Here is a 13,396-nt window from a genome sequence, read left to right as displayed (position 1 = left end):
CGGCGACATGTGTTGTGCCTAGAAAAGTGCCGGTTCGCCGGCCCGATTCACACTGGGAGAATCCCTATGCCAGGCGCCATCTACGCCGAAGGTCTGGTCAAGACCTTCGGCGATGTACGGGCTCTGGACGGCGTGGACCTCGACGTCCCCGAAGGCACCGTCCTGGGTCTGCTCGGCCCCAACGGCGCGGGCAAGACCACGACCGTACGCGTCCTGACCACCCTCCTCCGGCCCGACAGCGGCAAGGCCGTCGTCGCCGGGATCGACGTGCTCAAGCACCCCAACGAAGTCCGCCGCGCCATAGGACTGTCCGGCCAGTTCGCCGCCGTGGACGAGTACCTGACCGGTCGCGAGAACCTCCAGATGGTGGGCCGGCTCTACCAGATGAAGGCCAAGGCCGCGAAGGCCCGCGCCGACGAACTGCTCGAACGCTTCAACCTCGCCGACGCCGCCGACCGCACCGCCAAGACCTACTCCGGCGGCATGCGCAGGCGCCTCGACCTCGCGGCCGCCCTCGTCGTCAGCCCGCCCGTGATGTTCATGGACGAGCCGACCACCGGACTCGACCCGCGCAACCGCCAGCAGCTGTGGGGAATCATCCAGGAACTGGTCGCCGGCGGCACCACCCTGCTGCTCACCACCCAGTACCTGGAGGAGGCCGACCACCTCGCGCACGACATCTGCGTGGTCGACCACGGCAAGGTCATCGCCCGTGGCACCTCCGACCAGCTCAAGGCCCGCACGGGCGGAGAGCGCGTGGAGGTCGTCGTCCACGAGCGCGGCCACATGGCCACCGCGCGCGAGGTCCTCGCGGGCTTCGGCAAGGGCGAGACCACGGTCGAAGACCACACCCGCAAGCTCACCGTGCCCGTGGCGGGCGGCGCCAAGCTGCTCGCCGAGGTCATCCGCGAGCTGGACGCCCGCGGCATCGAGATCGACGACATAGGCCTGCGCCGTCCCACCCTCGACGACGTGTTCATCTCCCTGACCGGCCACGCGGCCGAGCTCGCCGCCGAGGAGAACGGCGAATCGCCGGCGGACGGCGACGGCAGGGGCAAGGGCACGGGCAAGGGCAAGGACAAGGACAACAAGGCGCTTAAGGAGACGGCGAAGTGACCATCACCTCCCCGGACCCGGGCACCTCCCCGAGTCCAGGCACCTCCCCGAATCGAGAACTTGCGGCACCGCGGCCGCGCGGCGGCATCGTCCAGGGCGTCAACGACTCCCTCGTGATCGCCAAGCGCAACCTCATCCGCATGTCCCGCATCCCCGAGATGATCATCTTCGGCGTGATCCAGCCCGTGATGTTCGTCGTGCTGTTCAGCTACGTCTTCGGCGGCTCGATCAGCGTCGGCGGCAACACCTCCCCGGAGGCCTACCGCGAATTCCTGATGGCGGGCATCTTCGCCCAGACCGTCACCTTCGCCACGGCCGGCGCGGGCGCGGGCATCGCGGACGACATGCACAAGGGCCTGATCGACCGCTTCCGCTCGCTGCCCATGGCCCGCGGCGCGGTCCTCACCGGCCGTACCCTCGCCGACCTCGTCCAGACCACGCTCACCCTCATCGTCCTGGCGGTCGTGGCCCTGCTCGTCGGCTGGCGCACCCACACCAGCATCGGCGAGGTCCTCGCCGGCTTCGCCCTGCTGCTCCTGCTCGGCTACGCCTTCTCCTGGATCGGCGCCCTGATCGGCCTGTCGGTGCGCACCCCGGAGGCGGCCACCTCGGGCGGGCTGATCTGGCTCTTCCCGCTGACGTTCATCTCGAACGCCTTCGTCCCCTCCGACAACATGCCGACCTTCCTGCGGCACATCGCGGAATGGAACCCCTTCAGCGCGACCGTCCAGGCGGCCCGCGAACTCTTCGGCAACCTCCCGCCGGGATACGAGGCCCCGGCGGCCTGGCCGATGCAGAACCCGGTCCTCGCGTCCGTGCTCTGGTCGGTGCTGATCGTCGTGGTCTTCCGGTCCCTCGCCGTACGCAAGTACCGCTCGGCGACCGCGTAGGCCCGCGGGGCCGACCGGCGCGCCGCGAGCGCGACGGGGGGCCTCACGCACGAATGCCCGGCCGGATCTGTCCGATCCGGCCGGGCATTCTTGCGTCTACGGATGAGGGTGATCAGCCGGTGAAGGGCTTGACGTCAAGGATCTTGACCGAGGCCTTCTTGCCGTTCGGCAGCTCGTACTGGGCGTCCTCGCCGATGACCTTGCCCATCACTCCGGTGCCCAGCGGGGACTGCGGCGAGTACGTCTCGAAGTCCGAGGACGCGTACTCGCGGGAGGCCAGCAGGAACTCCATGGTGTCGTCCTCGTCGCCGTCGAAAGCAATCTTGACGAGGGTGCCGGGGGCGACCACGCCGTCGGCCGCGGGAGCGGTGCCGACCTTGGCGTTCTCCAGCAGCTGCGTCAGCTGGCGGACCCGGAGTTCCTGCTTGCCCTGCTCCTCCTTGGCCGCGTGGTAACCGCCGTTCTCGCGCAGGTCGCCCTCCTCGCGGGCGGCTGCGATCTTCGTGGCGATCTCCGTGCGTGCGGGACCAGAGAGGTAGTCCAGCTCTGCCTTCAGCTGGTCGTACGCCGCCTGGGTCAGCCAGGTGACGCTTTCGCTCGTCTGGGTCACGGGTGCTCCTCGTCGGTACAGGGGGACTACATAGCCGCCAGCGGCGGACGAAACCACGAGCCTAACAATTCGGGAAGAAAAGGGGGAGGACCCTCGACGCTCATTGCCCCCGGGCCGCGTCCCGGAGCGTGCCCGTCCCGAGGCGGGAATCGTGCGGTTCGCGCACGTCCGGCGGCTCCCCGGGGGCTCCCCGGCAGCTCTCCGGCAACACCGTCCCGTACCGGAGGCGCTCTTGCGGCCCGGGCCCCGCCGGTGACCGGTGGGGGTCAGGAGGCGGGCTGGCAGCCGATCAGCTCGATCATCGTGGCGCGGCTGGTCGTCTTCAGGGAGACCATCTCGTCCACCCGCGCCTGAGGCTGGGCGAAGGTGAAGTCCGCGCGACCCACCTCACCGTGCTCCTTGTCCTGGGAGCTCAGGGTGCACACCCCGGTGGCCGAGGCGTCCTTGCGGACCTCCAGGTGGACCTTCACCTCGGTGTCCGAGACCACCTGGAACTTGATCACCTCGGCGCTGACGGCCTGACCGGCGACGTAGCCCCAGCCGATCCAGCCGACCACACCCAGCAGCACGACACCCAGCACCGACCCGACGACCTTGAGCCTGCGATCGGCACGCTCGTCCGCCGACCGGCCGTAACGGACTTCGGGAAGGCCTTCGCGTACCGCGCTCATCGATCGTTCCTCTCCGTGGAGGCCGATGCCTTCCGGCTCCGACCCGGTCACCTGGTCACAGGAGCATGTCACGGCCCTGAGCCCGGGAAGAATCCACCCTTCCCGTCCGGCATCGATCCACACATGCAGTCAGTCACCCTTTCGAGCCACAGCACCAGGAGTCCAGGCTCAGCGCCCGGCCATCATGAGGATCGCGTTTGCGGCGAGCGCTGCGGAGAGGCCATCACACGAGCGGGCCGGGTAGTGCGGGCCAGAGACTGCAACGAAAACCCGCAGGTTCACGTCGCGTGCGGTCACACTGCAACCGTTGGACGATGTGATCCGGAGGCCCTCCTCCGCGTAGGAGATCTTGGCCTCGGTCGCTCCGATCCGGTAGGCATCGTGGCCGAGCTTGGCGCTCCGGGCTCCGCTCTTCACACCAGGCCGGGTCGGGTAGCGGTTCCACTGCACCCAGATCGTGTCGCCCGAGCGGTTCTTCCAGGTGCAGGAGCTCTCAGCGTAGGGCGCGCCGGACGCGTCCCCGAGTTCCAGGACGCGGCCGCCGGACGGGGCGTCGAAGTCCTTGGGAACGACGCCGAAGAAATCGGCATCCTCACAGCTCAGGGGCTTGTTCCCCAGATACCGGTCCTGGACCTGTGCCAGCGGGTCCGGGGCCGGGGCGGTGGCCTGCGGCGCCGAAGCCGACGGGGTCTGTTGCTGCGCCCCGCCCGCCGCTTCCTCGCCGGAGTGAGCCCAGCGGGCGGCCGCGACACCGCCGACCGCCACGACGGCGCCCAGGCCCACCGCGGCGGCCACCCACCGCAGGCCTGACCGACGGCGACCCGGAAGGTAGGACGGCGCCCCGCCGAGCGATCGGACGATGACATCCCGCCTGATGGTGGCGGGCTCGGGCTCGGGCTCGGGCTCGGGTTCGGGCTCCGAGGCGACGAGGGTGCCCGTGTCTCCACCGGCACCCCCGCCGAGCAGCACTTCCACCTCCGCCTTCCGTTCGGCGATCATCCGGTGCACCTCGGGCGGCCATCGCCTGCCGCTCACGGTCACCGGGCCGAGGCCGTCGAGCAGCTCCGCCGGGGTGGGCCGGTCGCACGGGTCCTTGGCCAGGCACTGCGCGATCACGGGCCGCAGCCCCTCAGGGACGGCGCTCAGGTCCGGTTCCGCGTGCACCACGTTGTAGAGCGTCCGCAGGGTGGACGTGGCCGTGAAAGGGCTCCTGCCGGTCGCGGCGGTCACCAGGATCGAGCCGAGGGAGAAGATGTCGCTGGCGGCCGTCAGCTCCCCGCTCTCCGCCTGCTCGGGCGACATGAAGGAAGGCGATCCGACCACCCACCCGGTCCGGGTCAGCTCGGTACCGCTCTCGCTCCGCACCGCCCGCGCGATACCGAAGTCGATGACCCGTACGCCGTCCTCGGCGATCAATACGTTGTCCGGCTTGAGGTCCCGGTGGATGAGCCCCGCCCGGTGGATCTCGGTGAGCGCCGTCGTGAGGCCCGTCGCGAGTCGCCGCACGGCCTCCTCGGGCAGCGCTCCGGCGCGTCTGACCACGTCACCGAGGGGTGGTCCGGGCACGAACACCGAGGCCAGCCAAGGCATGGGCGCGTCCGCGTCGGCATTCATCACAGCAGCCGTGTAGGCCCCGGAGACCCGCTGGGAGGCGGCGACCTCCCGCCGGAACCGGGCCCGGAATCCCGGGTCGCAGGCAAGGTGGGTATGGATCTGCTTGACGGCTACGAGCCGTCCGTCCGGGGAGGCGGCGAGCAGGACCCGACCCATGCCGCCTTGTCCGAGCACGGCAAGTGCCCTGAAAGGCCCCACATGTAATGGATCATCGGCTTTCAGCGTCTCCATGCCGCCCGCCCCTCCCAGGACACCTTGCCCTCCGGTGAGTGGAGGGATTTTCTAGAAAATTATTGTAGTTCCATTGTGTTCTACGCTGGCGCCATGGTGAAGCAACAGCGTGGCGAGGCCACCGTCGACCAGCTCCTGACCGCCGCGCTGCGCGTGTACGTCGAGTCGGGGCAGCAGGGCTTCACCGTCCAGGCCGTGACGGCGGCCAGCGGGGTCAGTCTGGGTAGCCTCTATCACCATTTCGGGAGCTTCGACGGGCTGGCCGCCGCCCTCTACACCCGCTGCATGGGGCAGCTCTTCGAGGACCTGACGGAGGCCGTCACCCGGACCCGGACCGCCCGCACGGGGGTGCGGGCGCTGGTGCGCGCGTACCTCCGCTTCACCCAGGAACACCGGGACGCCGCCCTGTTCCTCCATGCCTCCGCCTATTCCGGATACCTCGCGATACACGCCGAGGAGATTCGCGCGGCCAAGGAGGTCATGCTCGCGGACATGGGCCGCTGGATGTGGATCCGCATGGAGAAGGGCGAGATCCGGCCACTGTCGATGCCGCTGGTCGAGGTGCTGGTCATGGGCCCGGTCGCGGAGGCCGCCCGGCGCTGGCTGGCCAGCACGTACGAACTCGATCTGGGCGAGGCCGTGAAGGTGCTGCCCGACCGCATCTGGTGCTCCCTGCAACCGGAATAAGTTTCTAGAAAAGTACTCCACAAAGAGCCTTGGGCGGCCCATGCTTGCGGCACGGCATCTGCGGCCACAGGGGAGTCGCAGATGCCGGTGGGCGGCTGCCTGGCGCCGGTGGCCTCGGCCGGCGGCAGCGGGGCCCGGTCGTAGCCCGCCCGGTCCGGGCGGACGAGGACGCCGTTCGCGACGTGATCCACAAGTTCACCCGCTGGTCCCCGACGCGGCGATCTCCGTCACGAAGCGTCAGCTGATCAACACGGCGCGCAAGCATGGTCGTGACCTGCGGCTCGTGCATCCCGCGTCCGGGCTGGTCTCACCCCGGCTGATGCTGATCGCGGAAGACCCGACGGGCCGTTGGTCCGGCGGGCAGCGTGGGTCAGGAATCCCCCGCGTCGTTCGATTGCTGAGGGAGGAGTCAATATAGGAGTCGCCCGCCCGCGACCGCGCCGAATTGCAGAGGATCCGTCTTGACCGAGCAGCTTCGACTGATGGCCGTCCATGCCCACCCCGACGACGAGTCGAGCAAGGGCGCGGCCACCATGGCCAAGTACGTGTCCGAGGGGGTGCCCGTGCTGGTCGTGACCTGCACCGGTGGCGAGCGCGGCTCCGTCCTGAACCCCAAGCTCCAGGGCGACAAGTACATCGAGGAGAACATCCACGAGGTCCGCGCCAAGGAGATGGACGAGGCCCGCGAGATCCTCGGCATCGAGCAGGAGTGGCTCGGATACGTCGACTCCGGCCTCCCCGAGGGTGACCCGCTGCCCCCGCTGCCCCAGGGGTGCTTCGCCCTCGCGGACGTGGACGAGGCCGCCGGCGAGCTGGTGAAGAAGATCCGCGCCTTCAAGCCGCAGGTCATCACCACCTACGACGAGAACGGCGGCTACCCGCACCCCGACCACATCATGACCCACAAGATCTCGATGGTGGCCTTCGACGGCGCGGCCGACACCGACAAGTTCCCCGAGGCCGAGTTCGGCCCGGCCCACCGGCCGCAGAAGCTCTACTACAACCAGGGCTTCAACAAGCCGCGCACCGTCGCCCTGCACGAGGCACTGCTCTCGCGCGGCATGGACTCCCCCTACGGGGAGTGGCTGGAGCGGTGGAAGGAGTTCGAGCGCACGGAGCGGACCCTGACCACCCACGTGCCCTGCGCGGACTTCTTCGAGATCCGTGACAAGGCGCTCATCGCGCACGCCACGCAGATCGACCCGGACGGCGGCTGGTTCCGCGTCCCGATGGACGTCCAGAAGGAGGTCTGGCCGACGGAGGAGTACGAGCTGGCGAAGTCGCTCGTCGACACTTCCCTCCCCGAGTCCGACCTCTTCGCGGGCATCCGGGAGAATGCGTAGCTATGAGCGCTACGCAGGCAGCACTGACCGAGCTCCTTCCGCTGGCCGGGGACACCTTCGACAAGAACAAGGTGACCCCCGGAATCCTGGGCTTCATCGTGTTCGCGGCACTCGCCGTCGGCGTGTGGGCCCTGATGAAGTCCATGAGCCGGCACATGGGCCGGGTGAACTTCCAGGAGGCGCCTGAGCCTGCGGCGCCCGCCGGTTCCGCTTCCGCCGGCGAAGGCACCCGGGCGCCGTAGGCCCCGCCTCCACCCCAGGCCGGGCTCAAGGCCCTGGGGCTCTGCCCCAGACCCCGCGCCTCAAACGCCGGCGGGGCTGATGGTGCCCGCGGGGCTGGGTGGTGCGGGCCGGGCTCAAGGCCCCTGGGGCTCCGCCCCAGACCCCGCGCCTCAAGCGCCGGCGGGGCTGGGTGGTGCGGGCCGGGCTGGGAGCTGCCCGGGGGCGCAGGGGCCTTACGTGGGCGGCGCTGGTACCGGGACGCCCATGATTTCCCGCGCGTGCAGGTTCGGGACCAGTCCCAGCCGCCACGCCTGCCAGCCCTCCGACGGGTCCACGCCGCGGCCCAGGACGACCCCGTACGTCTCCAGGCAGTCCGCCAGCCGGCCGTCCCGGGCCGGATGCGGCGCCTGCGCCAGCCGCGCCAGCTCCGCCCGCGCCTCCTCCGGAGCCCCGGGAATCGCGTAGGGCAGCAGCGTGCACCGCAGGAAACGGGCCCAGTCCTCCCCTCGCCGGTCCCCGTACGAGATGAACAGCCGTACCGCCTCCTCGCACAGCCCCAGCGCCTGCGAGACCTTCGCGTTGCCCGCGTCCACCACCGCCAGCTCCAGGCAGGTCCACGCCTCGCCGTGCGCCAGCCCGATCCGCCGGAAGTCCGCCCGCGCGTCCACCAGCAGCTGGCGGGCGAAGCCGGAGTTGCGCAGGTTCCCCGTCTGCGCCGCCCGCTGGTCCCGCGTCACCCGACCCGAATGGTGCCGCGCGTGCGCCAGCCCGTACACGTCACGCATCCGCGAGAACATCGTCCGGGCCCGCTCCAGCTCCCGCACGGCCTGATCGCGCTCGCCGCCCTCCTCCAGCGCCTGCCCGAGGTAGTACAGCGTCCACGCCTCGCCGCGCGCGTCCTCCGCCTCCCGGTGCCGGACCAGCGCCTCGCGCAGCCGCTCCACCGCCGGCCCCGGATCCCCGTCCACCACCCGGGCCCGGCCCAGCTGGGTCAGCGCCCAGGCCTCGCCGCGGTCGTCGCGCGTGCGCCCGTACAGGTCGAGGGCCAGGCGCAGTTCCACCTCCGCCTTCGCCACCTCGCCGAGCCGCAGGTACACCTGGCCCAGCTGGAAGTGCGCCCACGCCTCCCCGTGGACGCTCTCGCTCTCCCGGTGCAGCGCCAGCGAGCGGTGCAGCAGCGCCGTCGCCTCCCCGAGGTGCGCGAGGTCGCGCTCCACGGCCGCCAGCGCGTGCAGCCCCCACGCCCGGTCGCCCGCCAGCTCCGGCGGCTCCTGGAGGACGAGCGCCTCGCGGATCCGGACCGCCGCCTCCGGAAGGTTCCCCTGGTGGTGGAGGGTGATCCCGAGCGAGACGAGCGCCATCGCCGCCCCCGCCTCCTGATGCGCCTCCATGTACTCGTCGACCACCGAGGTCAGCGTGGTCCGTGCCTTGTCCAGCTCGCCCAGCTGGCGCGCGGCGATGCCGGTGCGCCACCGCACCGACCGCACCAGCCGCCCCTGCTGCCCGCCGCCGGCCGCGCCGTTCCCGTCGTCCGACGCGGCCGCGGCGGCGACCGCCTGCGTCAGCTCGTCGATCTCACCGAGCCGGTACAGGTCCCCGCGCAGCAGGCAGAAGTCGCACAGCGCCCCCAGCAGGTCCAGTACCGCCTGCTGGTCCACGCCCTCCGAGTGCCGCAGCGCCGCCGTGATGAAGCTCGACTCGTCGTCCAGCCAGCGCAGCGCCGCGTCCAGCGAGGTGAAACCGTGGCCGCCGACGGAGCCCTTCAGGAACGTGTCCGCCCGCGTCGACATCTTCCCGTCGACCATCCGGATCACCGAGTCCGCGAGCTTCGCGTAGTTGCGGATCAGGCGTCCGTGCGCCGCCGCGGACTCGGCGCGGTCCTCGTCCGCCGCCAGCCGCGCCGCCGCGTACGCGCGCACCGCGTCGTGCATCCGGAACCGCTGCCCGCGCACCCGTTCGATCAGCCCGGCCTCCCACAGCTCCTCCAGCGTCCGCAGGGCCGCCTGCTCCGGTACGTCGGCCAGCGCGGCCGCCGCCGCCCCGCCGAGGGAGGCCCGCCCGGCCAGCGGAAGCCGCCGCAGCAGCTGCCGCGCGGGCTCGGCCAGCCGTGCGTCGGCCGCGCGGAGCGCACGCTCCACCGGGTGCACCCCCGCGTCCCCGGGCCCGTCCCAGGGGGCCTCGCCCGCAGGGGCCAGCGGGGCCAGCATCCGCAGCGCGAGCGGAAGCCCGCCGCCCGACTCCAGCAGGGCGGCCGGGACATCCGCGCCCGCCGCCGCTGCCACCGGCCCCGGCGCGACCGGCCCCGGCCCGCCCGCACCCTGCGCACCCGAACCCGGCCCGCCCGCACCCTGCGCACCCGAACCCGGCGCGACCGGAACCGGCGCACCCGCACCGGGCGCGACCGAACCCCGTACCAGTTCCGCCGCGTCCGCCTCCGCCAGCGGCTCCACCGGCAGCTGGTGCACCCACGCCGCCAGATCCGCCGGAAGCTCCATCGGCTCCCGCGCCGTCACCAGCACCAGGCTCTCGGACCGCTCCGGCACCAGCAGCCGCACCTGCGCCACGTCCACCGCGTCGTCCAGCACCACCGTCACCGGCAGCCCCTGAAGGTGCTGGTGGTACAGCTCGCAGAGGCGCCGCACCTGCTGCTCAGCCGAGGCACCCTCGCGGAACAGCAGCTGCTCGCGCGGCGCGCCCAGCCGGTTCAGCAGGTGCAGCAGCGCCTCCCGCGTCGACAGCGGGGCCTCCCCGCTGGGCGAACCGCCCCGCAGGTCCACCACGCACGCGCCCCGGAACTGGTCCCGCAGCCCGTGCGCCGCCCGCAGGGCCAGAGCCGTGCGGCCGACCCCCGGCTCGCCGTGCAGGACCACCACCACCGGGCGGGTCTCCGTACTGGCCCGCGCCGCCTGCACCCACTGCGCGATCCGGGTCAGCTCCGCCCGCCGGCCCACGAACACCCCGGCGGGGTCGGGGAGTTGCCCGAAGGACTGCTCCAGTACGCTGCGCCGCCGGGCCTCCGCGCTGCGGTCCGTGCCGCGCAGCTGCGGCGAGGCGGGCCGGGGCGCGGGCCGGGGCGTCCGCGCCGCTGCCGCCACCGTGCGCTGCTGCTCCAGGAACGGGCGGATCCCGCGCACCTCCAGCGCCGACAGCCACTGGAGCTTCAGCTGCTCGGGGCCGCCGGGCCGGCCCAGCTCGCCGGCCCGCCGGTTCGCGGCCGGCAGGTGCAGGGCCGTCACCTTCGCCACCGTGGCCGCCGCCCCCGCTACGCCCGCCACGGCTCCCGCGGTCAGCGCCGTGCCCGCCGCGACGCCGAGCGCCAGGTCCGCCCCGACGGCGGCCGCCGCCGCGACCGCCGTCACGAGCAGGGCAGTCGAGGCGCTGTTGCGGCGGAATGCCTCGCCGAGGGACTCGTTCCCGGCCGCCGCTTCGTCCAGGGCCCGCACGTAGGCCTCGTACTCCGGTGCCGCACTCGCCGCGAGGGCGTCCAGGGCCTCCTTGCCGCGCGCCAGCAGGGCCGCCCGGTCGACCGGCGCCCCTGGGCCGCCCGCGCCGCCCGCTGCCCGCCGGCCCTCTTCCTCCACGGCCCGGCCCAACAGCCGCTCGGCCTCGCCGCGATGGCTGTCCCGCATCGGCATCCCCCTCAGAGAGCTCCGGCAACGAGCCCCAAGTGTCCTGCGGGACGGTCGCGAGCGCGAGGGAACTTGAGCTTCTTCAGAGGGAGCGGCCCGGCCTTCGTACAGTCGGGTCGAAACCTTCCAACTTCCGTGAACCGAGGCCCTCATGACGGAACAAGAGATATATACGACGGTGGCCGTGCCCAGGCGCGGGCCCGCGGACGGCCGCACGGCGCTGCCCGTCCGCCGCGCCGACCGGCGGCGTGGGGCCGCGGGCGCCGCCGCCCTCGCGGCCGCGACGGCGCTGCTGCTCCCGACGGCCGGATGCCGGGCGGAGCTCCCCGACCAGGGCTTCGTGCTCCGCTACGAGAAGCCCGCCGCCGCCGACCGGGACGGCTCCCGCTTCCTGAAGGACCGGGCCCTGGCCGAGTCCACCCTCGCCGACCTCAACGCCTACGTCGACCTGCCGTACCGGGTCACCGTCGTCGCCCGCTCCTGCGCCGGGGAGGGCAGCGGCTACGACCCGGCCGGGCACCGCATCGAGCTCTGCTACGACGACCTGGCCGAGGAGCGCGAGCTGTTCGAGCGCGGAGAGTCCCGCAACCCGGACGAGGACCTCTCCGAGGTCGTGCGGGAGACCCTCCTCCACGAGGCGGGCCACGCCCTGGTGGACGCGCTGGACCTCCCGGACGAAGGGGAGCGCGCCGAGGAGGACGCCGCCGACCGCTTCGCCCAGCTGATGCTGCTGCGCGGCGACCCGGAGGGCGAGGGCACCCTCCTCACGGCGGCCCGCGCCTACGACCTCGCGGCCGCGGCCGACCCCACCCCCGACCCGGCCGACGAACACGCCCCGCCCGCCACCCGCGCGGAATCCCACCGCTGCGCGGTCTACGGCGCGTCCCCCGCCCGCCACCCGGACCTCGCCACCCCGTCCCGCACGGACTGCGCAGCCACCTGGACCCGTACCCGCGACGCCTGGCTGAAGGACCTGGAACCCCTGCTCAGGGCGTAACCCGACGGTCTGTTCGTGAGTTGTAGCGAGCATCGCAACCACTCTCGATGGGAAAGCGCACCGTGGATCACATACCTGTCGCCTCGTACGCCCGTACCTCGCAGGACACGCTTCAATGCGACGCGCGCGGCGTGCGCCACCAGCACCGGATCAACGAACGCACGGCTCGCGAGCACGGCTGCGTCGTCGTCGCCACGTACACGGACAACGCACGCAGCGCGACCAAGGACGACCGGGAACGGCCCGGGTTCGACCACCTGCTCGCCGACCTCCACCGAGGCCACGCCTTCACAGCCGGGCCGCTTCACGGCGTCGTCGCCGTCGCGGACGACCGCCTGTACCGCAGGCCCGAGGACTTCATCCGCTTCATGGCAGCGCTCACCTCGGAGCCGGGCCGGGTGTACGTCGACCGTGATGGTCTGCGGGACCCGTACAGCAAGGCCGGTCTCTTGCAGGGAGCCGAATGCCTCCAGGGCGCCGTCGCCGAGAAGGAGATGCGTAGTCGCCGGGTCAAGGACTGGCACTGGTCCCGGGCCATGGACGGACTGCCGCACAGCGGGCCGAGGCCGTTCGGTTGGCTGGAGGACCGGCAAACCCTGCACCCGGTGGAGTCGGAGCTCGTCCGTAAGGCGATCGAGCACCGCATCGCCGGTGGTTCCATGGGGCAGGTGGCACGAGATTGGGCTGAGCTGGGAGTCACGGGAACGCGCGGTGGCCGCCCGAATCCGCAGACGGTCACGCAAATCATCACCGCCCCGAGGGTGTGCGGCTTGCGCGCCAACCGAGGTGAGTTGCTGATCGATCCCGATACGGGGAAGCCGCTGGTCGGGACATGGCAGGCCATCGTCAGCCCTGAGCAGTGGACGGCTGTCTGTGCGAGGTTCTCCGCGGGCAGTCTGTACATGTACAGGGGGGCGCTCAGTCCACGACTGACCGACCGCAAGGCCGGACCGAAGTATCTCGCCAGCGGATTCCTGCGTTGTGGGGCGGAGCTTGCGGGCGGCGCTGAGTGCCATCAGCTCATGGGTGGCGGCAAGACCGCCAGCCGGAAGAGCCCGTACAACTACATCTGCGTCTCTGGCCGCGGCTGCGGGCGATGTGCCATCAGTGGTCCACTCGTGGAGGACGCCATCGAGAGGCTGCTCTTCCCCATCGACGGACAAGGGCGAGTCCGGCTGCCGGAGCCGATGCGGTTGCGGTGGCAGTCGGGCGAGATGGGTTTCGAGGAGAAGCGCAGGGTCATCTCCTCCGTCTTCACTCACCTCGTGATCAAATCGGGGCGGAAGGGGTGCGGGACCTGGGACTACTCTCGAGTGGTCCCAGTGTGGAAGTGGGCTGATCGCATCGGGGCCGCCGAATCAGCGGCCTGAGGGCCCTGTCATGAGC

11 protein-coding genes and 1 pseudogene are annotated in these 13,396 nt (G+C 71.7%); 8 read left to right on the top strand and 4 right to left on the bottom strand.

What is annotated here, in order from left to right:
- Nucleotides 1-66: 66 nt before the first annotated feature.
- Nucleotides 67-1,116 carry an ATP-binding cassette domain-containing protein gene (locus OG447_RS02720; protein WP_266934578.1) on the top strand — a complete coding sequence of 350 codons (1,050 nt, stop codon included), beginning with the start codon at nucleotides 67-69 and terminating at the stop codon, nucleotides 1,114-1,116.
- Nucleotides 1,117-1,202: 86 nt separating this feature from the next.
- Nucleotides 1,203-2,006 (top strand): ABC transporter permease, encoded by an 804-nt coding sequence (locus tag OG447_RS02715; RefSeq protein WP_266938721.1) that lies wholly within the window; start codon nucleotides 1,203-1,205, stop codon nucleotides 2,004-2,006.
- Nucleotides 2,007-2,118: 112 nt separating this feature from the next.
- On the opposite strand, the gene greA is transcribed toward OG447_RS02715, so the two are convergent.
- The 3 genes from greA to OG447_RS02700 form a co-directional block, all read right to left on the bottom strand.
- Complete coding sequence (gene greA, locus OG447_RS02710) at nucleotides 2,119-2,616, bottom strand: transcription elongation factor GreA (protein ID WP_266934577.1); 498 nt, start codon at nucleotides 2,614-2,616, stop codon at nucleotides 2,119-2,121.
- A 266-nt stretch (nucleotides 2,617-2,882) separates the two neighbouring features.
- On the bottom strand, nucleotides 2,883-3,287 hold the full coding sequence (locus tag OG447_RS02705; RefSeq protein WP_266934576.1) for a DUF4307 domain-containing protein: 405 nt from the start codon (nucleotides 3,285-3,287) through the stop codon (nucleotides 2,883-2,885).
- Nucleotides 3,288-3,455: 168 nt separating this feature from the next.
- Nucleotides 3,456-5,132: a serine/threonine-protein kinase gene (locus OG447_RS02700; protein WP_266934575.1), complete on the bottom strand. Its 1,677-nt coding sequence runs from the start codon at nucleotides 5,130-5,132 to the stop codon at nucleotides 3,456-3,458.
- Nucleotides 5,133-5,225: 93 nt separating this feature from the next.
- Here OG447_RS02700 and OG447_RS02695 point away from each other — a divergent pair, with 93 nt between their 5' ends.
- From OG447_RS02695 to OG447_RS02680, 4 genes and pseudogenes are all read left to right on the top strand, one after another.
- Nucleotides 5,226-5,819 (top strand): TetR/AcrR family transcriptional regulator, encoded by a 594-nt coding sequence (locus tag OG447_RS02695; protein WP_266934574.1) that lies wholly within the window; start codon nucleotides 5,226-5,228, stop codon nucleotides 5,817-5,819.
- A 211-nt stretch (nucleotides 5,820-6,030) separates the two neighbouring features.
- Nucleotides 6,031-6,284: pseudogene (locus tag OG447_RS02690) on the top strand (hypothetical protein); the annotation flags it as partial.
- Entirely contained in the window at nucleotides 6,281-7,162 is an 882-nt protein-coding gene (mca, locus tag OG447_RS02685; RefSeq protein ID WP_266934573.1) for a mycothiol conjugate amidase Mca, read from the top strand. The pseudogene OG447_RS02690 and the gene mca, both read left to right, overlap by 4 nt.
- 2 nt (nucleotides 7,163-7,164) lie before the next feature.
- Complete coding sequence (locus tag OG447_RS02680; RefSeq protein WP_266934572.1) at nucleotides 7,165-7,404, top strand: hypothetical protein; 240 nt, start codon at nucleotides 7,165-7,167, stop codon at nucleotides 7,402-7,404.
- 213 nt (nucleotides 7,405-7,617) lie between these two features.
- Here the strand turns inward: OG447_RS02680 and OG447_RS02675 are convergent, their stop codons facing one another.
- Entirely contained in the window at nucleotides 7,618-11,013 is a 3,396-nt protein-coding gene (locus OG447_RS02675; RefSeq protein WP_266934571.1) for a tetratricopeptide repeat protein, read from the bottom strand.
- Between the two features lie 151 nt (nucleotides 11,014-11,164).
- Between OG447_RS02675 and OG447_RS02670 the strand changes: the two genes are divergently transcribed.
- Together OG447_RS02670 and OG447_RS02665 are read left to right on the top strand one after the other, a co-directional pair.
- Nucleotides 11,165-12,010, top strand: coding sequence for a DUF4344 domain-containing metallopeptidase (locus tag OG447_RS02670; protein WP_266934570.1), 846 nt, complete (start codon nucleotides 11,165-11,167; stop codon nucleotides 12,008-12,010).
- 47 nt (nucleotides 12,011-12,057) lie between these two features.
- A complete protein-coding gene (locus tag OG447_RS02665; RefSeq protein WP_266934569.1) occupies nucleotides 12,058-13,380 on the top strand; it encodes a recombinase family protein in 1,323 nt (440 codons plus the stop codon).
- The last annotated feature ends 16 nt before the right edge of the window (nucleotides 13,381-13,396 follow it).

This window comes from Streptomyces sp. NBC_01408 (assembly GCF_026340255.1).
Taxonomy (GTDB): Bacteria; Actinomycetota; Actinomycetes; order Streptomycetales; family Streptomycetaceae; genus Streptomyces.
The sequence above is the reverse complement of the archived record's forward strand: the minus strand, read 5'-3'. Positions and strand labels throughout refer to the sequence as shown.